Origin of the sequence: Mesorhizobium sp. M3A.F.Ca.ET.175.01.1.1, assembly GCF_004791945.1 — a bacterium.
In the GTDB taxonomy this organism is placed as follows: Bacteria; Pseudomonadota; Alphaproteobacteria; order Rhizobiales; family Rhizobiaceae; genus Mesorhizobium.
This window is the reverse complement of record NZ_SRTP01000002.1, coordinates 249,199-272,222: the sequence shown is the minus strand read 5'-3', so window position 1 is coordinate 272,222 and position 23,024 is coordinate 249,199. Positions and strand designations below refer to the sequence as shown.

Sequence of the window (23,024 nt, the reverse complement as noted above, 5' to 3'; positions counted from 1 at the left end):
AGCCGCTGCCGTGGGTGCAACCATTCCTTAAAATCGATCGGCGAAGGTTCTATCGGAACGTGCAGACGCAGGGGTGGAACGCATTGTGAGGCGGTTGAACTGGAAGGCTCTTCGGGCGGAAAGGTATGCCGCGCCGGGGCTGGTGACGGCCAGCGTGATCGCCACGGCCACTGCCGTCCTGTCGCCGCGGCTGGAACTTGGCGCCGAGACGCTGAAACTCTGCCTCCAGCTCTCGATTGCCATGGCGGCAGGCGCGGTGTTTCTCGCGGCAATGTTCATCCGGCAGATCGCCGACGACCGCCGTCAGATCGCCGAGAGCGAGCAGCGCTTCCGCCGGGCTATGGAAGACTCGGCGATCGGCGTCGCCATCGTCGGTCTCGACGGCCGCATCCTGCAGACCAATCCCGCCTTTGCCGCCATGCTCGGCTACAGCCGCGCGGAAATCGAGGCGCTGACCTTCTTCCAGATCACCCATCCCGAGGATCTACAGATCGGAAGGGAGACGATGCTCGCTCTCAAGGATGGCAAGATCGATTCCTTCCATTTCGAAAAGCGCTACCTCAAGAAGGACGGAACGCCCGTGTGGGCGCAGCTTGCCGGATCGGTGATCCGCGAAGAGGAAACCGATCGCCCGCTCTATCTTGTCTCCCAGATCGAGGATATCGACGCACGCAAGCAGGCGGAGGCGCGCATCGCCGAAGCGGAGACCCGCTGGAATTTCGCGCTGACCAGCGCCGGGCAAGGCGTCTGGGACCTCGACATGCGCAAGGGCGGCACGACCTATTCCACGACCTGGGCGAACATGCTGGGCTATGCGGATGGCGAAATGGACGGCGACCCGGATCGCTGGCTGACGATGATCCATCCCGACGACCGCGCCCTGGTGGCCGAAGCGGACCGGGCGCATCTAGCCGGCGAAACGCCGTACTTCGAGGCGGAGTTCCGGATGCGTCACAAGGATGGCCACTGGATATGGATCCTCGACCGCGGCAAGGCGATCGAGCGCGACAGCGAGGGAAAGCTCATCAGGGCCATCGGCAGCCTGACCGACATCACCCAGCGCAAGGAGGCCGAAGCGCGTCTCATGGTCTCGGCGGCGATGCTGGCCGACGAGAAGGAGCGTCTCAGGGTCACCCTGCAATCGATCGGCGACGCGGTGATCTGCACGGATGCCGCCAACCGCATCACCTTCATGAATCCGGTGGCCGAAAAGCTGACGGGCGTTGCCGCCGCCGAGGCGCTGGGCAAGACTCTCGGCCACATCTATTGGGCGGTCGACGAGGAAACCGGGCAGCGGATCGGCATGGCACGGCCCGCGGCCGGCAGCCTGGGCCCCATCGACCAGAACAGCCGCGCCGTGCTGATCCGTCGCGACGAAACGCGCTGCAGCATCCGCCAGGTCGTGTCTCCGATCATGAACGACCGCCACGAGTTCTGCGGGCTGGTCATCGTCTTCCAGGATTTTACCGACGCGCGAGCGCTGCAGCGCCAGCTGGCCTATGCCGCGGCCCACGACGCGCTGACCGGATTGGCCAACCGCCCGAGCTTCATCCAAACCATGGAAGGGCTGATCGATCAGAGCCTGCGAGACGGCAGCGCCCATCAGTTCATGTTCATCGACCTCGACCATTTCAAGGCGGTGAACGACACCGGCGGCCACGCCGCGGGCGATGCGCTGCTGAAGCGCGTCGCCGACGCAGTGCGCAGCGTGCTCGGCCCCGAGGACATCGTCGCACGCCTTGGCGGCGACGAGTTCGCGGTCATCCTGAAGTCGGGATCGTCCGCCGGTGGCGAGAGCGCGGCGCGGTCCATCATCGACGCCATCCGCAACTTGAACTTCAAGTGGGACGGACGCCCGCATTCGATCGGCGCCAGCATCGGGCTGGCGCCGATCCGCGCCGGCTGCGGCGAGGTGGACGAGATCATCGCCCGCGCGGATGCCGCCTGCTATGTCGCCAAGGCGGCAGGACGCGGATGCGTCTCGGCGGCGCCGGACGAGGCCATCAGCGAAAGCCTCGCGCCGACACCGCTTGCCGTGGCCTCCTGAGGGGAAGCCGAGCGAAGATCAACGCGTCGGAACCGGATGTTCACCGCGATAGTCGTAGAAGCCGCGACCCGTCTTGCGGCCGAGCCAGCCGGCCTCGACGTATTTGACCAGCAGCGGACAGGGGCGGTATTTCGAATCCGACAGGCCCTCATGCAGCACCTGCATGATCGACAGGCAGGTGTCCAGGCCGATGAAATCGGCGAGCTGCAGCGGTCCCATCGGGTGGTTGGCGCCAAGCTTCATGGCCGTGTCGATGGCATCGACCGTGCCGACGCCTTCGTAAAGCGTGTAGATCGCCTCGTTGATCATCGGCAGCAGGATGCGGTTGACGATGAAGGCCGGGAAATCCTCCGAAACGGTAATCGTCTTGTCCAGCTGCTTTACGAAGGTCTTGGCCGCCTCGAAGGTCTGGTCCTCGGTGGCGATGCCGCGCACCAGCTCGACCAGCTTCATCACCGGCACCGGATTCATGAAATGGATGCCGATGAAGCGCTCGGGCCGGTCGGTCTGGGCGGCAAGGCGGGTGATCGAGATCGACGAGGTGTTGGTCGCCAGGATCGCTTCCGGATTGAGCTGCGGGCAGAGCTGGGCGTAGATCTTGCGCTTGATCGTCTCATCCTCGGTCGCCGCCTCGATCACCAGATCGGCAGCGGCAAGGTCGGCCATCGTTGAGGCCGACGAGATGCGCGCCATCGCCTCGTTACGGGCCTTCTCCTCCAGCTTTCCGGACCCGACCTGGCGCGCCATGTTGCCGCTGATGGTGGCAATGCCTTTCTCGATGCGGTCGGATGAGACGTCGTGAATGAGGACCTTGTAGCCGGCCAGCGCCGAAACATGGGCGATGCCGCCCCCCATTTGGCCCGCACCGACAATGCCGATCGTCTCGATCTTGCTCATTACCCCGATCCCGTCTGGAGCATTTCCGCTTCTTCGAAGCGAAGAAACGCTGCCTTGTTGTTTCCCGCAATTCCAGACGCAAAACCGCTGCGCCGTTTTGCTGAAATTGCATTCATTGTCTGTCGCAATTCCGGGCGGAAAACCGCCACGCATCTTTCCCGGAATTGCTTTGTGCCTTCATGGCCTCTTTTTGTGCAGTGCAAACTAAAAGGGCGGGGCGACTTCGTCTACCCCACCCTTTGGATTTTAATATGCCTGAGCAGAAGCCGTCAAAGCGCCTTTTGCAGTTCCGGCAGAATGACGAACAGATCGCCGACGAGGCCGTAGTCGGCAACCTGGAAGATCGGCGCCTCCTCGTCCTTGTTGATGGCCACGATGACCTTGGAGTCCTTCATGCCGGCCAGGTGCTGGATTGCACCGGAGATGCCGACGGCGATGTAGAGGTCGGGCGCCACCACCTTGCCGGTCTGGCCGACCTGCCAGTCGTTCGGGGCGTAGCCGGCGTCGACCGCGGCGCGGGATGCGCCAACGGCGGCGCCGAGCTTGTCGGCGACCGGCAAGATGACTTCCTGGAACTTCTCCGAGGAGCCGAGAGCACGGCCGCCCGAGATGATGATCTTGGCCGAGGTCAGCTCCGGACGGTCGTTCTCGGAGAGCTTGTTCTCGACGAAGGAGGAGAGGCCGGGGTTGGCGACGGCGCCGACCGTTTCGACCGAGGCCGAACCACCCTCCGGGGCGGCCGAGAAGGAGGCGGTGCGCACCGTGATCACCTTCTTGGCGTCGGTCGACTGCACGGTCTGGATGGCGTTGCCGGCATAGATCGGCCGCTTGAAGGTATCGGGCGAGACCACCTCGATGATTTCCGACACCTGGGCGACGTCGAGCAAGGCGGCCACGCGCGGCGCAACGTTCTTGCCCGACGAGGTCGCCGCGGCAATGATCGTGTCGTACGAGCCGGCGAGCGAGACGACGAGGGCCGCCAGCGGCTCGGCCAGACGCTCGGCAAGCTCGTCGGCCTCAGCCAAGAGCACCTTGCGCACGCCCTTCAGCTTGGCGGCGGCGTCGCTTGCTGCCTTGGCGCCCTTGCCGGCAACCAGCACGTCGACATCCGAGCCGATCTGCAGCGCAGCCGACAGCGCCTTGGCGGTCTGGTCGGAAAGGCTTGCATTGTCGTGTTCGGCAATCAGAAGAATAGCCATTGTCTTGTTCCTTTCCCGATCGCTCAGAGCACGCCGGCTTCGTTCTTGAGCTTCTCGACCAGTTCGGCCACGCTCTTGACCTTGACGCCCGCCTTGCGGCCGCCGGGCTCCTCGGTCTTGATCACCTTCAGGCGCGGCTTGACGTCGGCGCCGTAGTCGGCGGGGCTCTTTTCGTCGAGGGGCTTCTTCTTGGCCTTCATGATATTGGGCAGCGAAGCATAGCGCGGCTGGTTCAGGCGCAAGTCGGCGGTGACGATCGCCGGCATCTTCAGCTGCACCGTCTGCAGACCGCCATCGACCTCGCGCGTCACCTTGGCATGGTCGCCGGCGAGTTCCACCTTGGAAGCGAAGGTACCTTGCGCCCAGCCGAGCAGCGCCGCCAGCATCTGGCCGGTCTGGTTCGAGTCGTCGTCGATCGCCTGCTTGCCGAGGATGACGAGACCGGGCTTCTCGGCCTCGACCACGCCCTTCAGGACCTTGGCCACGCCCAGCGGCTCGGCCTGCTCGTCGGTCTTGACCAGGATGCCGCGGTCGGCACCCATGGCGAGCGCGGTCCGCAGCGTTTCCTGCGCTTGCTGCGGACCGATCGAAACGACGACGATCTCCTCGGCCTTGCCGGCTTCCTTCAGGCGGATCGCTTCCTCGACGGCGATCTCGTCGAACGGGTTCATCGCCATCTTGACGTTGGCAAGTTCGACGCCAAGGCCATCGGCCTTCACCCGAACCTTGACGTTCGCATCCACAACCCGTTTCACGGGCACAAGGATCTTCATTTCCTGTCACCTCTCCTGAGATAGTCGGCGCGCTATAGCAGCGTGCGCCTGGTCAGAGTTGTCGAAAGCCGACATTGCGGGCGAAATATCCGTCCGGTGGTGGCGTTTCCGTAGTTGCGGCAATCCGGCGCGTCAATATCCCACAGCGCACTCAAATCGGTTCAGTCCTGGGGGGAAACTGATCCACGGCCCCATTGCGGCTTCGGCTGCGCGGCACTGCCGGCATTCGCGGTGGGTTCGGTCGGAACGGGGGCCTGCTGGATCTTCGGCGTGGGCTCGGGCTCACCGTCGGCACCGGCCAGCAGCGGCACGCCGCGGCTGCGCAGCACCAACACCAGGATGGAGCCGGCGACGATGCCGCCGATGTGGCAGGCCCACGAAACCCGGTCCTCGCCGCCCGCGACAAACATCACGATCTGGAACAGGATCCAGAGGATGAGCGGAATGAAGGCGGGAATGCGCAGCGGGATGCGCGCAAAGGCCAACACCCAGACCTTCACCCTCGGATAGAGGATCAGGTAGGCGGCGACCACGCCGGCAATGGCGCCCGAGGCGCCGATCAAGGGCACCTGCGAATCCCAGGCCACCAAGCCCTGGAAGAAGGCGCCGGCGACCGCGCAAGCGAGATAGAAGATCAGGTAGCGGATGTGGCCGAGCGCATCCTCGACATTGTCTCCAAATACCCACAGAAACAGCATGTTGCCGCCGAGATGAAAGATGTCGGCGTGCAGGAACGAGTATGTTAGATAGCTGAGGCTTTCCGGGATGACGACGAATTCGGGAGAGAGCTCGACCTTGTCGTGGACGACGGAGGGAATGAAGCCAAGGCCAAGCACCGCCGCATTGGTGAAGTTCTCGCCGCCGATCGCGGTCGCCAGATAGATCAGCGCGTTCGCCGCGATCAGGCCGATCGTCACATATTGCAGGCGGATGTGGCGCAGCCTGTTGGTATCGTAGAGCGGGATAAACATCGGATCCTCCCGCCACGCAGGACTGTCAGCGGTTCTTGCCGGGAACCCATAGCACGTCGGCATTTCCGTTGTCATTGACCGCGCGGGCGGCGACGAACAGAAAGTCCGACACGCGGTTGATGTATTTGAGCGCCTCGCGGTTGACGTGCTCGGCCGGATCCTGCGCCAGCGCCACCATGATGCGCTCCGCACGCCGCGCCACCGTGCGGGCAAGGTGAAGAGCCGCCGCGGCCGGCGCGCCGCCGTTCAGCACGAAGGATTTCAGCGGCTGCAGGTCCTTGTTGAGCAGGTCGATATCGTTTTCGACGCGCTCGGTCTGCGCGGCGACGATGCGCAACGGCTCATAGTCCAGAGGCTTGCCTTGGTCCGGCACGGCAAGGTCGGCGCCGAGATCGAAAAGATCGTTCTGGATGCGCGCGAGCATGGCGTCGATGACCGGATGCTGCCCCCCGGTGTGCAGGCGCGCCATGCCGATGCAGGCATTGGCCTCGTCCACCGTACCGTAAGCATCGACCCGCAGGTCGGATTTCAGCCGGCGCTCGCCGCTGCCAAGTCCGGTGGTGCCGTCGTCGCCGGTGCGCGTGTAGATCTTGTTGAGCTTGACCACGCCTTCCTCTTTCGCGTCATTTGCGGCTGAAATACACCGTCAGCATGATCAGCACCAAGGCTACGAATTGCAGCAGCACGCGGGCCTGCATCAGCTTGTTCGAGGTCATGCCGGACCCGCCGCGCATCATGTTGATGAGCCCCCGGATCAGCACGATGACAACGGCGACCATGACGACGATGGCCAGGATGTTGAAGACGGTTGCCATGGGCGGGCTCCAGTTCGGTTTCGGTCAGGCTCGCCTGGCGAGCACGCGGTAGAGCGCTGAAGCCGGCAGGATGCGCTTGAGCAGCACGCCGATTCTGGCCGGCACGGTTACCACATAGTGTGGGCGAGGGCGCTGCGACAGAAGCGCGTGGCGCAAGGCGGCATGGACCACCTCCGGTCCGGCCTTCAGCCGCGAGACGCTGCCGCCGGCGCGCAGCCGGGCCAACTGCGCCTGATAGTCGGCGTGGTGGACCGAGTTCTCGACATCGATGTTCTTCAGGAACCAGGCCAGGCCGTTGCTGGCGATCTTCGATGTCACCGGACCCGGCTCGATCAGCGAGAGGTGGATACCGCTGCCTTCAAGCTCCTGGCGCATGCACAGCATCAGGCCTTCGACGGCATGTTTCGATGCCGAATACGCACCGCGAAAGCGCACAGGGGCCAGGCCGAGGATCGAGGAGCAATGGACGAGCCGCCCGTGACCCTGGCGGCGCATGATCGGCACGATGCGGCGGGTGAGGTCGTGCCAGCCGAAGAAGTTCGCTTCGAACTGCTCGCGCAGCGCCTCGACCGGCAGGTCCTCGACCGCGCCCGGCTGCGCGTAGGCGCCGTTGTTGAAAAGCGCGCCGAGCGTGCCGCCGGTGCGCTCCAGCACGCCATCGACGAAGGCGGCGATGGAATCAGCCTCGCGATAGTCGAGATAGAAGCCCTCGATCCCGTCCCCCTCGAGGGCGGCAATGTCGGCCGGCTTGCGCGCCGTGGCGAACACGCGCCAGCCTTCCGCCTTCAAGGCGCGCGCGCAATAGGCGCCTATTCCGGAAGAGGCGCCGGTGACGATAATGGTGCGCAACTCTTTCGCGGAGGGAATCGTGGTTTCACCTGGGGTTGCCATTTGCCGCAATCACTTCCCATATTCGCGGCGTCGACACAATTGAGCGGAGCGCGGGTCCTTGCTCAGGAATATCGTAGCAGTCAAGCGCGTGCTCTACGATGCGATCGGCCATTTCAACACTGACGACGGCTGGGCGATGGCCAGCCATCTGGCGATCACCTCGCTGATGGCGCTGTTTCCGTTCCTGATCTTTGCGACCACCCTGGCAAGCTTTCTCGGCGCGCGCGCCTTCGCCGACACGGCCGTGCACCTGGTCTTCGACACCTGGCCGGAGCAGATCGCCAAGCCCATCGCGCGCGAAGTGCAGAACGTGCTCACCGTGCGTCGCACCGATCTTCTGACTTTCGGCGTGCTGCTTGCTGCCTACTTCGCCTCGAACGGCATCGAGGCGCTGCGGACGTCCCTCAACCGCGCATACCGAATGACCGAGACGCGCGGCATCATCCATCGGCGGGTGCAGAGCATCATCTTCGTGCTGATCGCGACGGCCTGCTTCCTGGCCGTCAGCGTGCTCCTGGTGTTCGCGCCGCTGCTGGCGCGGCTGGCGGAAGCGCATTTCGAATGGATCAGGCCCTATATGGGCACGATCACCATATGGCGCTACGTGATCGCCTCGACGGTCATCATCATCGGCCTGTTTTCGGTGCATATCTGGCTGCCGGCCGGCAAGCGCCGCTTCGTCTCGATCGTTCCCGGCATCGTGTTCACGCTGGTCGCCTGGCTGGCCGGCTCGACCATCTTCGCCACCTATCTCGACCATTTCTCATCCTATGTGACGACTTATGCCGGGCTCGCCTCGATCATGATCGCGGTGGTTTTCCTCTATATCATCTCGGCCATCTTCATCCTCGGCGGCGAGCTCAATGCCGCCATCAGCCGCTATCTCGAGGCCCGTGCGCGGGTCGGTTGAGTTGAGGAGCTGAGGAACTGAGGAACTGAGGAACTGAGGAACTGAAGCACTGAAGAAGAACAAAGCGCCAGTCATTGTCGCCTTTTTCTCCAATTCCTCAGTTCCTCAGTTCCTCGGTTCTTCAATTCCTCTTTTGCTCTCGCCTGCCCCGCCGTCGCCAGGCCGACGCCCAGCGTGGCGATCGCCATGCCGACGATCTGCAGCAGATTGAGCTGTTCGCCGAACAGGACCCAGGCGATGACGGCGGTGACCGCCGGAACCAGGTAGAAAAGGGACGCCACCTTGGACATCTCGCCGTCGCGGATCATCACCATCAGCAGGAAGATGGCGCCGATCGACAGCACCAGCACCAGCCATGCCATGGCAAAGATCAACTCGCCGTTGAGCGTGATGGTGCGCGTTTCGAAGGCGAGCGAGCCCAGGATCATCAGGGCGGAGCCGCCGACATATTGCCACATCGTGGCCGCCACCAGGTCGCCGCCTGAGGCAAAACGCTTCTGCCAGATGGTGCCGGCGCTCATGCCGAGCACCGAGACGAGCGAAGCCGTCAGCGTCGCGGCGGTGACGCCGCCGCCGATGGCGCCGAGCTTCGGCCAAAGCACAATGACCACGCCGACCAGCCCGACCGCGAGGCCGGCCCAATGGCGGGGCAGGATCGCCTCACCCAGGAATTTTCCGGCGAGCACCGCCGTGATCAGCGGCTGAAGGCCGACGATCAGCGCCGAGAACCCGGCCGGCATGCCGCGGTGAATCGCCCAGAACACCGCGCCGAGATAGACGCCATGCATGAGGACGCCGGCGGTGGTGGCGTGCAGGGCCTCGGCGCGGGTCGCCCTGCGCGAACCGAGCGCGACCGTCAGGGCGGCGAGCAGGATCGCCGCCAGCACGAAACGAATGGAGAGGAAAGTGAAGGGCTCGGCCCATGGCATAGCATAGCGAGCGCCGATGAAGCCGGTTGCCCACAGGACGACGAAGGAGGCGGGGATGAACCGCTTGATGCTTTGCATTTTCGGGATAGGCCTGGCCGCAGTGAAGAGATGATGATGGCAATTGCTCTAATGCCGATCATTTCGGCAAGCAAAATGAAATGGTTGATCCATAAGCTCATTAGAATTCAACAGATGGTGCCAACGGGGGCATGGCGTTGAGAAACGCCATGGAGCAAGCATGCTTTTGCATCTCGACTCGACTTGGTTGCTGTTCGCGGTTGCGTCGGTGGCCGTCTTCGGCTTCTTCTTCGGCACCGCGCTCGATGCCATCATGAAAGAAGACGGTTTCGGCTCGACCGGCAACACGCTGCTCTTCACGCTGGGCTTCTTCGTTGCTGTCATCGTCGCCAATGAACATGGCATCAGCCTGAGGGACCTCAGACTTGCGGTTGCCTGGGGATTGAGCGGCGCCTTCGCCTTCATCAGCGTGACGGCGCTGATCAAGGCCGGGCTGGCGCGCCTCTAAGGCAACTCCAGAAAACGGGCGAAGCGGTTTTCCGTGCGGAATTGCCTCAAAACAGTGAGATAGAGCGGTTTCCCGTTTCCTGAAACGGCGAACTGCGCCAATCAAAGCCCGACCAGCCGCTTGACGTCCTGCGCAGACACGCCCGCCTGCCGGAGCGCGGCAAGGCCGGTATCCTTCAGACTCTTGCCCAGCTTCCTGCCGTCCGGCCCGAGGATCAGGCGGTGATGGAAATAGCGTGGCGGCCACAGGCCGAGCAGTTCCTGCAGCAGCCGCTGGACGCCGGTCGCGGAATAGAGGTCCTGCCCGCGCACGACATGGCTGACACCCTGCAGCGCGTCGTCGAGAACGACGGCGAGGTGATAGCTGGTCGGGATGTCGCGGCGGGCCACGATGACGTCACCCCAGACTTGCGGTCTCGCTTCGACGATTTGCGTCGTGCTCATGGTTTCGTCGTTGAATTCGGTCCACGACAGGTGAGGTGAGGCGCGGGCCACGGCCGCTTCGATGTCCAGCCGCCAGGCGAATGGCATGTTCTCGGCAATGCGGCGCTTGCGCTCCTTGACCGGCAAAGCCTTGTCCAAAGAAGGATAGAGCGGCACGCCATCGGGGTCGCGCGGCCAATCACGGCCCTGCTTTTCGGTCTCGGCAATGAAGGCGCGGATCTCGCCTCTGCTCATGAAGGCAGGATAGACCAGTTCTTCGGCGATCAGCCGGTCGAGCACGGTGCCATATTCGGCGAAATGCTCCGACTGGCGCCGAACCGGCTTCTCCCAGGCCAGCCCCAGCCATTCCAGGTCGCGAAAAATGCCGGCCTCGAATTCCGGCGTGCAGCGGGTGACGTCGATGTCCTCGACGCGCAGCAGCAGGCGCCCGCCCGCTCGCGCCGCCATCTGCTGGTTGAGCAGCGCCGAATAGGCATGGCCGAGATGCAATTCGCCATTGGGGCTCGGCGCGAAGCGGAATGTCAGCAGTGTCATGTCCAAGGCGGCATTCGGGTTGTCAGGCGCTTCAGCCGGTTGATAGTTTTGGAAACGGTCTCCAGCCATCAATTGCCACTTCGCGGGCGCCCTGGGAACAAGCAACGTGCAACGCATCGCCTCGCTCGACGACATTGCGGCAGGGCTGGACGCGCTCTGCCGCATCGATCCGAGACTGGAGCAGGTGCGCGACAGGGCGGGCGAAGTGCCGCTCAGGCTGTCGGAGCCGGGGTTCGGCAGCCTCGCCTCGATCATCGTCTCGCAACAGGTGTCGCGCGCCAGCGCCGACGCCATCTTCGGCCGGCTGACCAAGCTGGTCGATCCGTTGACGCCGGAAGGGATTCTGTGCGCCGGCGAAGACATATTTCGCGAGGCGGGCCTGTCGCGGCCGAAACAGCGCGGGCTGATCGCGGTCGCGCAAGCGGTGGCCGGCGGGCTCGATCTCGATCACCTCTGCTCGGTCGATGCCGGCGAGGCGATCTCGGCAATGACAGCGGTGCCCGGCATCGGCCCGTGGACGGCGGAATGCTACCTCCTGTTCGCCGCCGGCCATCCGGATGTCTTCCCCGCGCGCGACGTCGCGCTGCAGAGCGCGGTCGGTCATGCGCTCGGCATCGAGCCGCGTCCACCGGAGAAAATGCTCATCCGGCTGGCCGAATCATGGAGCCCCTGGCGAGGGGTCGCATCGCGGCTTTTCTGGGCCTACTACCGCGAATTGAAGGGCAAAGACGCCGCACCCGTCGAACAAACCGTCAAAAAAGCCTGAAAATCGCGCCTTTTGGACATCTCGGGCGCGTGACAATCCGCTTCACATCCCTGTCATGTCGGGCTTACAGTATCCGCGGCGTTCGGTTCTAGAGCGAAGGAGGCCAACGACGTGACGGTTGCCGTATCTCCGGATGGGCTTCCCGCACTGGTGCTGAATGCGGACTACCGTCCGCTCAGCTATTACCCCTTGTCGCTCTGGTCGTGGCAGGACGCCATCAAGGCGGTCTTCCTCGACAGGGTCAACATCGTCGCCGAATACGAGCATGCGGTCTCCTCGCCGACCTTCTCGATGAAGCTGCCGAGCGTGGTCAGCCTGAAGGCCTATGTGAAGCCGTCGCGGCATCCCGCCTTCACCCGCTTCAATGTCTTCCTGCGCGACCGCTTCCAATGCCAGTATTGCGGCACGACCGAGGACCTGACCTTCGACCATGTCGTCCCGCGCCATCGCGGCGGGGCGACGACTTGGGACAACGTCGTCGCCGCCTGCTCGCCCTGCAACCTTAGAAAAGGCGGCATGATGCCGGCGCAGGCCAAGATGTGGCCGCTGCAGAAGCCGTATCAGCCGACGGTGCACGACCTGCACAACAACGGTCGCCTGTTCCCGCCCAACCATCTGCATGAAAGCTGGATGGATTATCTCTACTGGGATGTCGAGCTGGAGCCGTAGAGTTCGGCACAAATCCGCCATGCTGGCCGCCTGACGCAGCTTTCTGCGCTTCCGGTGCTCACGTACTCAAGTACGCTCCGCTCCGGTTCTCGAAAGCCGCGCCATCCGACTCAGCCTGCCGAATTTTGTCCGAACTCTGCGTCGTGCCACTCAATCGAATTGGCTCAATCGGGCGACAGCGCGCTGCGGAAGGCGACGGCGGCCAGGATGAAGCTGGCGATGGCATTCCAGCCGGCGAGCGACAGGCCAAGGATGCGCAAGGCCGCCTTGTCGCAGGAGGGCGGCACGAACTTGTCGAGGGCATCGAGCACGCCCTTGCCGCCAGTGTCGACCGGGCCCGCGCCCGCGGTGCAATCGGCTGGACCCGGCCACCAGGCCCATTCGACGCCGGAGTGATAGACGCCGAGATAGAGGCCATAGAGCATCAAGAAGCCGCCGATGGCCAGCAGCCCGCGCGTCACCCAGGCCGGCGCGCGCAGCACGGACGCGATCACCGCCACCACCATCAGCGGCGCGCCGATATAGTAGGGCGTGCGCTGCTCCAGGCAGAGATGGCAGGGGATGTAGCCGCCGATATATTGGAACGCGAGCGCCGAACCGACGGTCGCCGCCATGGCGACGGCAAGAAACAGTGCGGCGCGCGTCTGCTGGTTCGCGGTGTCGGCAGTCATCGTCGCTGTCATCGGTTTCGGTCCGTTCGTTACGCTTACGCGTGGGCGTATCTGACGAGCATATAGAGCAAAATAAGGGCAGCGGCGCCGGCGCCGACAATCAATCCCAAACGCTTTTCGATGAACTCCTTGATCGACTCGCCATAGCGGCGCAGCAGCCACGCGAGCAGCAGGAAACGGGCGCCGCGCGCCACGATGGCCAGCCCGATGAAAAGCAGGAGATTGACGCCGATGACGCCCGACAGGATCGTCACCACCTTGATCGGCGGCAGGTGGGCGGCGCCCGAAGTGATCAGCATCAGGATGATGAAGCCGACGCCCGACGAGGTCCGCAACTGCTCGAACTCATCATATTTGCCGTAGAATTCCAGGATCGGCTTGGCGACCGCCTCGTAGGCATAGTGGCCGATGAACCAGCCGGCGACGCCGCCGAGCACCGAGGCGACCGTTGCGACAAGCGCATAGCGATAGGCGCGCTCGGGCTTGGACAGGGCCATCGGCAGATAGAGCACGTCGGCCGGCACCAGGAAGACGGAGCTTTCGACGAAAGCGATGACGGCCAGCCACCATTCGGCCGATTTGCGCGCCGCCAGCGACAGGGTCCAGTCGTAAAGTCCGCGAAGCATCGGCTCTCCTAATGCGGTTGACGCAATTCCGGACGGAAAACCGCCGCGCACTTTTCCTGCAATTGCTCTGGTCGCCCGACAACACTGCCGTGGTTTTCGGCCACCGGCAGGCACGAAACAAGCACCCAAAGCGCCGCAGCCAGGCTTTCGCCGGGGCAGCCCAATAGCTCGCCTGTCTAGAAAGATTCTCCGCGCCGGACAATGGCGATGCCGTTTTCAAACCGAATGACGGGGCATCCGGTGCGATTGGCGCTGGCAAATCGGCAACGGGCCAGTTGACGAAGACCCGTCCGACCGTATAGTCCGCGCCCATCCAGGCCGCCCGGCCTGAGCCCCTATGGCGGAATTGGTAGACGCGCTCGACTCAAAATCGAGTTCCGCAAGGAGTGCTGGTTCGATCCCGGCTAGGGGCACCACCCTTCGCTCTCCGAGCTTCGGGTGGCAGGCCACTCAAAGATGGTTAGACTGCGATGCCTTGGTGCAGGACCGTCGACGGATTTGATCCAGCGACGTTCGTGGATCAGCAATCCTAAGCCGGCGCCCTGGTCGCCACTTTACCGTCGCCAGAAGTCGCGATGCGCAGCGAGAAGCTCGTCCTCAATTTCGGGGAAGGGGCCGTGAACCTCGATCTTCTTCTGGCCAGAGCCAAGCACGACGCGCGAGGGCAGGCTCATCGTCGGGTTTTCGGGATGGTCGCCGGTCAGCGCGAGAAGCTTGCTCTCCTCGTAGCCGTAGACCAGCCGGCCGATGTTCGCCCAGTAAAGCGTTCCGGTGCACATCGCGCAGGGTTCACCGGTCGAGACCAGGGTGCAGGTCCAGAGAAACTCCGGCGAATAGGCATCCGCCGCGCGCCGCGCGAGTTCGGTCTCGGCGTGATGCACCGTGTCGATATTACCCTGGCGCATGAGGATCGCGCCGTCGGGCCCGACCAGCACCGCACCGAATGGGTGATGGCCATGCGCGACCACGCCGCGGGCAACGGCATCGGCCGCGAAAAGGTGAGCGATCATCTGGTCGCGCGTCATATCGCCCAGCCTAAGGCGCGTGAGGCCGCATGGGAAGGGGCGGGCAAGTTATCTCGATACGAATCTGTTCGGGGCCATAGCCGGGCGCCACGCCTTGCGCGGCCAAGGCCGCAGTCGCAGGATCGACGTTCGATTTGAGAGTCGTCATGGACCCTGCCTGCGGCTCGTTCTAAACATTCCTCGTCGCTTGATTTCAGAGGAGGCGCTGCATGGACCGGCTCACTGGCGGTTGCCTGTGCGGCAATGTGCGGATTGTGGCGTCGGGACGCCCATACCGGGTCTGCATCTGTCACTGTCTCGATTGCCGCAAGCATCATGGGGCGCTTTTTTATGCCGCCGCGGTATTCCCGCAGGATGCGGTGACGGTCGAAGGCGAGACCCGCGACTATGCCGGGCGGTTCTTCTGTCCGCGCTGCGGCTCGTCTGTTTTCGCACGCACGGCGAACGAGATCGAAGTGCACCTGGGATCCCTGGACGCCCCTGACCAGTTGAAGCCGACCTATGAAAGCTGGACCATCCGTCGCGAGTCGTGGCTGCCGCCATTTCCGGTCGCGACGCAATACGAGCGCGACCGCGACGCCGCGAGTCCGTTCGAGCCCTAGTGCGGTTCAGCTTTTCACAGAATCGCTGACCGCTCTAAGTTCTTGATTTTGCGCAATTCCGGACGGAAAACCGCTACGCACTTTTCCTGGAATTGCCCTAGGTCGCATCATTTTCCGCGTCGGAGCCGGCGCGTCACTCCGGAAGGCCGGCCTTGCGGAAGCCGTCGACGAAATGCTGCTGCGTGGCGGCATCGCGGAACGGCTCGGTCCAGACCCAGTGGCTGGTGGTGAAATGCGGGTTGGCGACGAGGAACATCTCGACCTCCGCGCGGGCCTCGTCGAGCCGGCCGAGCTGGGCAAGGCTTGCCGCCAGGAAACGGCGCGAGCTTGTGCGATAAGTCTCGTCCGTGCGCAGCGTCTCGATGGCGGCTTCGTAGTCGTGGGCCGCATATTGCGCCGCGCCGAGCGTCAGATAATACCAGCTGGCCGGATAGGGGTTCAGCCGGAACGCCTTGCGAATATGCTCGAGGCCTTCATCAACATGTCCGGCCAGGACCACGATGTCGGACAGTGTCGCCCAGATGTCAGCCTCGTTCGGGTCGAGCTCGATCGCCCTGGCGAACTCGGCATCCGACTCCTCGAAGCGGCGTTCATATGCAAGCAGGTTGGCGAGCACCCAGCGGCAGCCGGCATCGTTGGGATCGATCGCCACGGCCTTGTGCGCCAGCTCCAGCGCGATGCTGCGGTTCGGCTCAACGGGTTCCCCCCAGTGCACCCATGACATCCAGTGGTTCATGGCAAGCCAGCGATAGGCCTCGGCGTAGTCCGGGTCGAGCGACACCGCGCGCGTCAGCAGCAGATGCGCTTCGCGGGCCGACTGCGGCGAGTCGTCGATCAGCTTGCGGGCCCGCACGCAGAGATCGTAGGCTTCGAGATTCCTGGGCCGATTGCGCGGCGGCGGCGCGCGCAGCCGGCCAAGCAGCGCCTCCACGATCTTGGCCGTCACCTCGTCCTGGACGGCGAAGATATCCTCGAGGCTGCGGTCGAAGCGCTCGGCCCACAGATGTTCGCCGCTCACCGCATCGACCAGCTGGGCATTGATGCGCACGCGCCCCGCGGCGCGTCTGGCACTCCCCTCCAGCAAGTAGCGAACGCCAAGGTCCTCGGCTATCCTGCGCACGTCCATGGCCCTGCCTTTGTAGGCAAAGGCCGAGTTGCGGGCGATGACGAACAGGCCGCCGATTCTGGACAGGTCGGTGATCAGGTCCTCGGTCAAGCCATCGGCGAAGGATTCCTGCTCGGGATCGTTGCTGAACGCAACGAAGGGCAGCACGGCTATCGACGGCTTGTCGGGCAGCGCCAAGGGTTTTCGCTTCGTGCCCCCGTCGCGCTGTTCGATCGCCCCCGTGAAGCGGTAACCGACGCGCGGAACCGTGGCGATCCACTCACCGCCATCGGCGGCCGGGCCAAGCAGCTTCCTGAGCTGCGCGATCTGAACGGTGAGGTTGCCTTCCTCGACGGCCGTGTCCGGCCACGCGGCATCCATCAATTCGGCCTTGCCGAGGATTTCGCCGGGCCGCGCTACCAGCGCCGAAAGCAACTTCAGCCCCCGGTAGCCGGCGGCAACGGGAACATCATTCCGAAGCAGCGTTCCCGCATCCGGATCAAGCACAAACGGACCAAAGGCAAAGCGCGATCCCTGCATACGGGGCATCTATAGCCAATTTGGAAGTTTTGAGAACTATTTGGGAGCGCTTAATTACGGCGCCGTCTGCATGCTTCAGAATTCAACCTCTTTCAGATCGGAGGCCTCCGGGCCCGTATGGAGGTTGCCATGAATGATACCTGCACCCTGGCGTCAGCCCCGCATCAGGCAGCGCGGACCGGAACGCCCGCGGCACGGCCCTCGCGCCGGCGCAACACCCTGGCCGCCCTGCGAAGCATCATCGCGTCCTGGCGCGCGCGGGCCTATTTCCGCCGGGATCTCAAGCGGATGTCGGAGACCAATCCGCATCTGATCGACGATATCGGCCTGACGAGAGAGCAGGCCGAGGAGGAGATCGCCAAGCTGCCCTTCTGGCAGCGGTAGAGCGGTTCACCGCTTCATGGAAATGGCAAGCAGGCCAGCGCCGGATGCCATCGCCTGCGCAAGGCTTCTCATCTAGCGCCTTTTCAGCAGGCTCCGCATGCGGTTGCGCAGGAGACGCGCCATGTTGCGGGTCTCGCGGTAGAGATGCAGTTGCGATGCGGCCTGGCGGGTCTGGCGGTCGGCGTCGGGCGTCAGTCCGACGACCAGCGTGCCGAACGGCTTGCGCTCGCTCCACAGGCGGCTCATCACCGGGTGGTCGGGCACCGCGCAGGAATCGCTCATCACGATGTTGGGATCGTCGAGGTGCTGCTTTGTCACCTCGATCATCAGCAGCGTGCCGGGCGAATAGGCGGACAACGTCTCGTCATAGGCCGTCTTCCAGGTGTATGCGACACCCGCCTCGACGAAGACGATGAGGCAGGCGACGGTGCGGCCGTCGAGCGTCAGCGAATGGATGCGGCACATGTCCTGCTCGGCCAGCCCGTGCACGGCTTCGCGGGCGAAGGCGGCGCGATAGCGGTCGATCGCCATGGCCGTGCGTTCCCGCCCTTTCCAGCCGGCGGCCTCAAGGGTCAGGAAGCTCTCGATGGCGTGGCGGATCTCCTCCGGCCCGCGCGCCACCTCGTGCTCGAGCTTGCCGAGATCGGCAAGGCGGCGCTTCAGCCGGCGGAACTCACGGTAATGGTGCGAGCGCAGCGAGGCTTTGAGGTAGTCCTCGCCGTCGGCGTCGCTTTCGAGCACCGGCCGCTCGATCCTGCCGGTGGTGACCAGGGTCAGTCCGCGGCTGTCGGCAAAGGAGGTCAACAGGCTCGCCACCGGGCCGTCCAGCCTGATGTCCGGCAGCACGAAGACCTTCGGCAGCTTGAGATGCGGCCGCGAAAGCATCGCGAAGAAATCCTCGATGACTTCCACCGGGTCGTCGCGGTCGACGAGCGGCGTGCCGAGCGGGCCGAACGGGCTCGACCAGGTGCGCATGACGGGGACGCCGAGGGGGATGCCCGGGCGCTCGACCGAGAACGGCACCAGAAGCCGCAGCCGGCTGCGGAACTCGTCGCCGTCGCGGATCACCGCCAGCCGCACCTCGCGATCTTCCAGCCGCGGCATGGCGGGCGCCAGGAAGCGCGGGTTGAAGAAGACGTTGGGCTCGATCGTGCGGGTACAGAGATAATCGAGCTCGTCGACCAGATCGAAGCCGGCCGATGCCGGATAGATGGCGAGCTTACGCTCGGGCCGGTTGTTGGCGAAGAGCTCGATATGGGCGGGATCGACCTCGCGCGCCAGGCCGGCAAGGCCGGACACCATGGCGCCGGCGGGGCCGCCGCTGGTCTCCTCGAGCAACGGGACGGCGGCCATCAGGCAGTTTCCTTCTTTGCAGGCACGAAGACCGCCATGACGATGCCGAGCTTGCGCCAGACGGTGAAGGACAGTGCGCTCGCCTCGAAGACCATGGCCAGGCTGGTGGCGATCGCGGCGCCCCACAGGCCGAAGAACGGGATCAGCATCACGTTGAGGCCGATGTTGAGGGCGAGCGTCATGGCATAGACGGCGGCGCAGATGTTCTGGTTGCCGCTCATGGTGAGCAGGCTCTCGCACGGGCCGACGGCGGCGCGCGCCACCACGCCGAGCACGAGCAGGAAGAGCAGCCGATAGCCGGCCGTGAATTCGGGGCCGAACAGCACCAGCATCGGCTCGCCGAGCACCAGGACCAGCAGCGCCATCGCCAGCGAGGGCCAGAAGGTCCAGGACACCGTCTCGCGGGCGAAAGCGGCGAGGCGTTCGGGCTCGCCATGGGTGAATTGCGCATAGCGCTGGGCAACGCCGGCCTTGACGGCGAAATAGACGAAATGCACCAGGGCAAGCGTCTTCACCGTGGCGAAATAGACGGCCACGTCATTGGGATCGAGATAGGCGCCGACCATCAGCACGTCGGCATTGGTGAGCAGGAAGAAGAAGCTCTCGACCAGAAAGATCGGTAGCGACACCAGGAACCACCGGCCGAAATGCACGGTCATCGGCCCGGCCGGAACCTTGCGCTGCATGCGCGAGGTGACGCCAATCAGCTGGCCGAGCGTTGTCACGTAGGTGGCGGCGATCGAGGCGAAAATGGCGGTTTTGGCATCGGGCGCGTAGTTCAAGGCGAGCATTGCCGCCATGAAAACCAGGATCAGCACCGGCCGCACCAGATAGGTCGGCGACAGCGCGAACAGCGCCCAGGAATTGGCGCGCGCCAGTCCCTGCAGCAGGTCGCCCATCGCAATCATCGGCAGGCAGATCATGCCGAGGATGAAGGGGATGACGTAGTAGGCCTCGATCCAGCCCGAGCACAGCCACACGCCGAGCGCGCCGAGGCCGGCAATCAGCGTCGAGGCGGCGATCACGAAAAGGCGGCTCGCCAGCACGATGCCGCGCAGCTCGGCCAGCATGCCGCGCTCGCGATATTCCGGGATGAAGCGGATGACGGAGGTGTGGAAGCCGAGGCAGGCCAGGTTGCCAACGATCACCATCGTCACCCAGACCAGCACGAAGATGCCGTATTCGAACGAGCCCATCCAGCGCGCCATCAGCACCTGGCTGACGAAGGCGATGACGGCGCTGACGATGCGGATCGAAAACGCGATCAGCGACATGCGGCCGGCTTGCCCGCGCTCGTCGGCGGTGAAGAGGACGGCGTCGATGCGGCCAAGCAGTGGTCGCATCCGCAGCGCCCAGCGCTGCGGCAGCAACCGCCCGGCAGTCGTCGCCGCGGAAAAGCGCACCCAAAACTCTCCGTTTTCCGCCTCTTTCCAGCGTTCCGGTCTAGCGAAAACCCCTTAAGAAACGGTTGGGTGAGGCTTCGTTCTCCCGCGACGACGCCATAGAGACGGGGAGAAGGAAGAAGGCGTCAGGCGAAGGCGCCGTGGCAGTGCTTGTATTTCTTGCCGGAGCCGCAGGGACAGGCTTCGTTGCGGCCGATCTTGCCCCAGGTCGCCGGGTTCTTCGGATCGCGGTTTTCCGGCGCGACGATGGCGTTCTGGTCCTGGCGGATCAGCAGCGCGGTCTCGCCGCCCTGGAAATCGTCCTCGCCCGTGGTGCCGTCGATGTGGCTGCCGAACATGTCGGGCGCCTCCGGCGGCGGTGCTTCGGCGGCCTGGCGCACCAGCTCGACGCGCATCAGCTGCGCGGTGACGGCCTGGCGCAGATTGCCGAGCATGGCCTGGAACAGCTCGAAGGCCTCGCCCTTGTATTCCTGCAGCGGGTCGCGCTGGGCATAGCCGCGGAAACCCACCACCGAGCGCAGATGATCGAGGTTGACGATGTGCTCGCGCCACAGATGGTCGAGCGTCTGCAGCACCACGGAGCGCTCGACATAGTTCATCACATCCGGGCCGAAGCGCTCGGCACGCTCCTTGGCGGCGGTCTCGGCGGCAGCGGAGATGCGCTCGCGGATGTCGTCCTCTGCGATGCCTTCTTCCTTGACCCACTCCTCGACCGGCAGGTCGAGATTGAGGTACTGCGCCACTTCCTCCTTGAGGCCGGCGACGTTCCACTGCTCGGCATAGGCGTTTTCGGGGATGTTCTTGGCGACGATCTCCTCGATGACGCCTTCGCGCATCTCGGCGATCGTCTCCGACAGGCCTTCGCCGTCCATCAGCTCGATGCGCTGCTCGAACACGACCTTGCGCTGGTCGTTCGAGACGTCGTCATATTTCAGGAGGTTCTTGCGGATGTCGAAATTGCGCGCCTCGACCTTCTTCTGCGCCTTTTCCAGCGCCTTGTTGATCCAGGGGTGGATGATCGCCTCGTCTTCCTTGAGGCCGAGCTTCTGCAGCATGCCGTCCATGCGCTCGGAGCCGAAGATGCGCATCAAATCGTCCTGCAGCGACAGGAAGAATTTCGAGCGGCCAGGGTCGCCCTGGCGTCCTGAACGGCCGCGAAGCTGGTTGTCGATGCGGCGCGACTCGTGGCGCTCGGTGGCGAGCACGTAGAGGCCGCCGGCGGCCAGCGCCTTTTCCTTCAATTGCGCGATGTCGTCGCGGATCTGCTTTTCCCGCGCGTCGCGCTCCGGTCCGGCCGGAACGTCCGCAAGCTCCTCGGCGATGCGCATGTCAGCATTGCCGCCGAGCTGGATGTCGGTGCCCCGGCCGGCCATGTTGGTGGCGATGGTGATGGCGCCCGGCTTGCCGGCCTGGGCGACGATGGCCGCCTCGCGCTCGTGGTGGCGGGCATTCAGTACCTCGAAATTCTTCAAGCCTTCCTTGCGCAGGCGCTCGGCGAGCTGCTCGGACTTCTCGATCGAGGTGGTGCCGACCAGGATCGGCTGGCCGCGCTCGCGGGCGTCGCGGATCTCCTTGATGATCGCCTTGTATTTCTCGTCCACCGTCCGGTAGACCTCGTCGTCCTCGTCCTTGCGGGCGACCGGCAGGTTGGTCGGAACCTCGGTGACTTCGAGGTTGTAGATGTTGGCGAATTCCTCCGCTTCGGTGAGCGCCGTGCCGGTCATTCCGGCGAGCTTCTTGTAGAGGCGGAAATAGTTCTGGAAGGTGACGGAGGCCAGCGTCTGGTTCTCCGGCTGGATCGTGACATGCTCCTTGGCTTCGAGCGCCTGGTGCAGCCCTTCGGAATAGCGGCGGCCGGGCATCATGCGGCCGGTGAATTCGTCGATGATGACGATCTCGCCATTGCGCACGATGTAGTCCCTGTCCTTCTGGAACAGCAGGTGCGCCTTGAGCGCGTTGTTGACGTGGTGGACGATGGCGACGTTCTCGACGTCGTAGAGCGACTCGCCCTTCAGCAGGCCTGCCGCGCGCAGCATGTTTTCCAGCTTCTCGGTGCCGTCCTCGGTGAAGATGGTGGTCTTCTGCTTCTCGTCGACCTCGTAGTCGGCCGGGCCGAGCTTCAGCATGAAGGCGTCGATGGTGTTGTACATTTCCGAACGGTCCTCGAGCGGACCGGAAATGATCAGCGGCGTGCGCGCCTCGTCGACCAGGATGGAATCGACCTCGTCGACGATGGCGTAGGCATGGCCGCGCTGCACCATCTGCGAGCGCTCATACTTCATGTTGTCGCGCAGATAGTCGAAGCCGAGCTCGTTGTTGGTGGCATAGGTGACGTCGGCGCCGTAAGCGGCGCGGCGCTCCTCGTCGGAGAGGCCGTGGACGATGACGCCGACGGTGAGGCCGAGGAACTTGTAGATGCGGCCCATCCATTCGGAGTCGCGCGTCGCCAGATAGTCGTTGACGGTGACGACGTGAACGCCCTTGCCGGCCAAGGCGTTGAGATAGACCGGAAGGGTCGCGACCAGCGTCTTGCCCTCGCCGGTGCGCATTTCGGCGATGCCGCCATTGTGCAGCACCATGCCGCCGATCAACTGCACATCAAAAGGACGCAGGCCAAGCACGCGGCGGGCCGCCTCGCGCACGGTGGCGAAGGCCGGCACGAGCAGATCGTCGAGCGAGGCGCCGTTGGCGAGATCCTGGCGGAATTTTCCAGTGCGGGCCTGCAGCTCGGCATCGGAGAGCGCCCGCATCTCGTTTTCCATGGCGTTGATGGCCTCGACGCGGGGCCGGGTCGCCTTGACGCGGCGATCGTTGGAAGAGCCGAAAACCTTACGGGCGAGACCGCCGAGACTGACCATCCAATGGCCCTTTCGATAGCAATTTTGGTCGTTTGCGACAGGCGCCTGGCGGGCCCATCAAATCCGCGTGAAGGCGGACAAACGCAA

Annotated in this window: 23 protein-coding genes and 1 tRNA gene; 8 read left to right on the top strand and 16 right to left on the bottom strand. The window is 64.2% G+C overall.

The genetic code is table 11. The features are described 5' to 3' along the window. Positions 1–85 precede the first annotated feature (85 nt). Positions 86–2,047, top strand: a complete 1,962-nt coding sequence (locus tag EN818_RS05920) for a PAS domain S-box protein (RefSeq protein ID WP_245454742.1) — start codon at positions 86–88, stop codon at positions 2,045–2,047. A gap of 18 nt (positions 2,048–2,065) precedes the next feature. Here EN818_RS05920 and EN818_RS05915 read toward each other — a convergent pair whose 3' ends face one another. The 7 genes from EN818_RS05915 to EN818_RS05885 form a co-directional block, all read right to left on the bottom strand. Next, entirely contained in the window at positions 2,066–2,944 is an 879-nt protein-coding gene (locus tag EN818_RS05915; RefSeq protein WP_095804487.1) for a 3-hydroxybutyryl-CoA dehydrogenase, read from the bottom strand. A 269-nt stretch (positions 2,945–3,213) separates the two neighbouring features. After that, the gene (locus EN818_RS05910; protein WP_095804486.1) at positions 3,214–4,143 is read right to left on the bottom strand and encodes an electron transfer flavoprotein subunit alpha/FixB family protein; all 930 of its coding nucleotides are present in this window, start codon (positions 4,141–4,143) and stop codon (positions 3,214–3,216) included. A 23-nt stretch (positions 4,144–4,166) separates the two neighbouring features. Next, complete coding sequence (locus EN818_RS05905) at positions 4,167–4,916, bottom strand: electron transfer flavoprotein subunit beta/FixA family protein (protein ID WP_095804485.1); 750 nt, start codon at positions 4,914–4,916, stop codon at positions 4,167–4,169. 161 nt (positions 4,917–5,077) lie between these two features. After that, positions 5,078–5,887, bottom strand: a complete 810-nt coding sequence (locus EN818_RS05900) for a rhomboid family intramembrane serine protease (protein WP_095804484.1) — start codon at positions 5,885–5,887, stop codon at positions 5,078–5,080. Positions 5,888–5,912: 25 nt separating this feature from the next. Beyond that, complete coding sequence (locus tag EN818_RS05895; RefSeq protein WP_095804483.1) at positions 5,913–6,494, bottom strand: cob(I)yrinic acid a,c-diamide adenosyltransferase; 582 nt, start codon at positions 6,492–6,494, stop codon at positions 5,913–5,915. A gap of 16 nt (positions 6,495–6,510) precedes the next feature. Beyond that, positions 6,511–6,702, bottom strand: a complete 192-nt coding sequence (locus tag EN818_RS05890) for a twin transmembrane helix small protein (RefSeq protein ID WP_095804482.1) — start codon at positions 6,700–6,702, stop codon at positions 6,511–6,513. Between the two features lie 24 nt (positions 6,703–6,726). Continuing rightward, positions 6,727–7,593 (bottom strand): SDR family oxidoreductase, encoded by an 867-nt coding sequence (locus tag EN818_RS05885; protein WP_095804481.1) that lies wholly within the window; start codon positions 7,591–7,593, stop codon positions 6,727–6,729. A 58-nt stretch (positions 7,594–7,651) separates the two neighbouring features. Between EN818_RS05885 and EN818_RS05880 the strand changes: the two genes are divergently transcribed. After that, a complete protein-coding gene (locus EN818_RS05880) occupies positions 7,652–8,503 on the top strand; it encodes a YihY/virulence factor BrkB family protein (RefSeq protein WP_095804480.1) in 852 nt (283 codons plus the stop codon). 71 nt (positions 8,504–8,574) lie between these two features. Here EN818_RS05880 and EN818_RS05875 read toward each other — a convergent pair whose 3' ends face one another. Then, a complete protein-coding gene (locus EN818_RS05875; protein WP_129553718.1) occupies positions 8,575–9,510 on the bottom strand; it encodes a DMT family transporter in 936 nt (311 codons plus the stop codon). A 160-nt stretch (positions 9,511–9,670) separates the two neighbouring features. Here EN818_RS05875 and EN818_RS05870 point away from each other — a divergent pair, with 160 nt between their 5' ends. Then, on the top strand, positions 9,671–9,958 hold the full coding sequence (locus tag EN818_RS05870; protein WP_095804478.1) for a hypothetical protein: 288 nt from the start codon (positions 9,671–9,673) through the stop codon (positions 9,956–9,958). A gap of 101 nt (positions 9,959–10,059) precedes the next feature. On the opposite strand, the gene gluQRS is transcribed toward EN818_RS05870, so the two are convergent. Further along, positions 10,060–10,935 carry a tRNA glutamyl-Q(34) synthetase GluQRS gene (gene gluQRS / locus EN818_RS05865; protein ID WP_129553719.1) on the bottom strand — a complete coding sequence of 292 codons (876 nt, stop codon included), beginning with the start codon at positions 10,933–10,935 and terminating at the stop codon, positions 10,060–10,062. A 106-nt stretch (positions 10,936–11,041) separates the two neighbouring features. On the opposite strand from gluQRS, the gene EN818_RS05860 reads away from it, so the two are divergent. Next, the gene (locus tag EN818_RS05860) at positions 11,042–11,701 is read left to right on the top strand and encodes a DNA-3-methyladenine glycosylase (RefSeq protein ID WP_135904128.1); all 660 of its coding nucleotides are present in this window, start codon (positions 11,042–11,044) and stop codon (positions 11,699–11,701) included. Between the two features lie 111 nt (positions 11,702–11,812). Further along, entirely contained in the window at positions 11,813–12,370 is a 558-nt protein-coding gene (locus EN818_RS05855; protein WP_095804476.1) for an HNH endonuclease, read from the top strand. A gap of 164 nt (positions 12,371–12,534) precedes the next feature. On the opposite strand, the gene EN818_RS05850 is transcribed toward EN818_RS05855, so the two are convergent. Both EN818_RS05850 and EN818_RS05845 read right to left on the bottom strand, forming a co-directional pair. Further along, complete coding sequence (locus EN818_RS05850) at positions 12,535–13,053, bottom strand: disulfide bond formation protein B (RefSeq protein WP_129553721.1); 519 nt, start codon at positions 13,051–13,053, stop codon at positions 12,535–12,537. 23 nt (positions 13,054–13,076) lie between these two features. Next, positions 13,077–13,667 (bottom strand): YqaA family protein, encoded by a 591-nt coding sequence (locus EN818_RS05845; RefSeq protein WP_129553722.1) that lies wholly within the window; start codon positions 13,665–13,667, stop codon positions 13,077–13,079. A 331-nt stretch (positions 13,668–13,998) separates the two neighbouring features. On the opposite strand from EN818_RS05845, the gene EN818_RS05840 reads away from it, so the two are divergent. Further along, positions 13,999–14,083: transfer RNA gene (locus tag EN818_RS05840), tRNA-Leu, on the top strand. Positions 14,084–14,221: 138 nt separating this feature from the next. Here the strand turns inward: EN818_RS05840 and EN818_RS05835 are convergent. Continuing rightward, positions 14,222–14,692 (bottom strand): nucleoside deaminase, encoded by a 471-nt coding sequence (locus EN818_RS05835; RefSeq protein WP_129553723.1) that lies wholly within the window; start codon positions 14,690–14,692, stop codon positions 14,222–14,224. 209 nt (positions 14,693–14,901) lie between these two features. Here EN818_RS05835 and EN818_RS05830 point away from each other — a divergent pair, with 209 nt between their 5' ends. After that, a complete protein-coding gene (locus EN818_RS05830; RefSeq protein WP_129553724.1) occupies positions 14,902–15,294 on the top strand; it encodes a GFA family protein in 393 nt (130 codons plus the stop codon). A gap of 133 nt (positions 15,295–15,427) precedes the next feature. Here the strand turns inward: EN818_RS05830 and EN818_RS05825 are convergent, their stop codons facing one another. Continuing rightward, positions 15,428–16,948 carry a winged helix-turn-helix domain-containing tetratricopeptide repeat protein gene (locus EN818_RS05825; RefSeq protein WP_245454743.1) on the bottom strand — a complete coding sequence of 507 codons (1,521 nt, stop codon included), beginning with the start codon at positions 16,946–16,948 and terminating at the stop codon, positions 15,428–15,430. A 120-nt stretch (positions 16,949–17,068) separates the two neighbouring features. On the opposite strand from EN818_RS05825, the gene EN818_RS05820 reads away from it, so the two are divergent. Next, the gene (locus EN818_RS05820; protein ID WP_129553726.1) at positions 17,069–17,323 is read left to right on the top strand and encodes a DUF1127 domain-containing protein; all 255 of its coding nucleotides are present in this window, start codon (positions 17,069–17,071) and stop codon (positions 17,321–17,323) included. A gap of 72 nt (positions 17,324–17,395) precedes the next feature. Here EN818_RS05820 and EN818_RS05815 read toward each other — a convergent pair whose 3' ends face one another. The 3 genes from EN818_RS05815 to secA all read right to left on the bottom strand — a co-directional run bounded on the left by EN818_RS05815 (position 17,396) and on the right by secA (position 22,937). Next, on the bottom strand, positions 17,396–18,676 hold the full coding sequence (locus EN818_RS05815; RefSeq protein ID WP_129553727.1) for a GNAT family N-acetyltransferase: 1,281 nt from the start codon (positions 18,674–18,676) through the stop codon (positions 17,396–17,398). Next, positions 18,676–20,079, bottom strand: coding sequence for a lipopolysaccharide biosynthesis protein (locus tag EN818_RS05810; RefSeq protein ID WP_095804459.1), 1,404 nt, complete (start codon positions 20,077–20,079; stop codon positions 18,676–18,678). The genes EN818_RS05815 and EN818_RS05810 overlap by 1 nt, the downstream gene beginning before the upstream one ends. Before the next feature lie 125 nt (positions 20,080–20,204). Further along, a complete protein-coding gene (gene secA / locus EN818_RS05805; RefSeq protein ID WP_129553728.1) occupies positions 20,205–22,937 on the bottom strand; it encodes a preprotein translocase subunit SecA in 2,733 nt (910 codons plus the stop codon). Between the last annotated feature and the right edge of the window lie 87 nt (positions 22,938–23,024).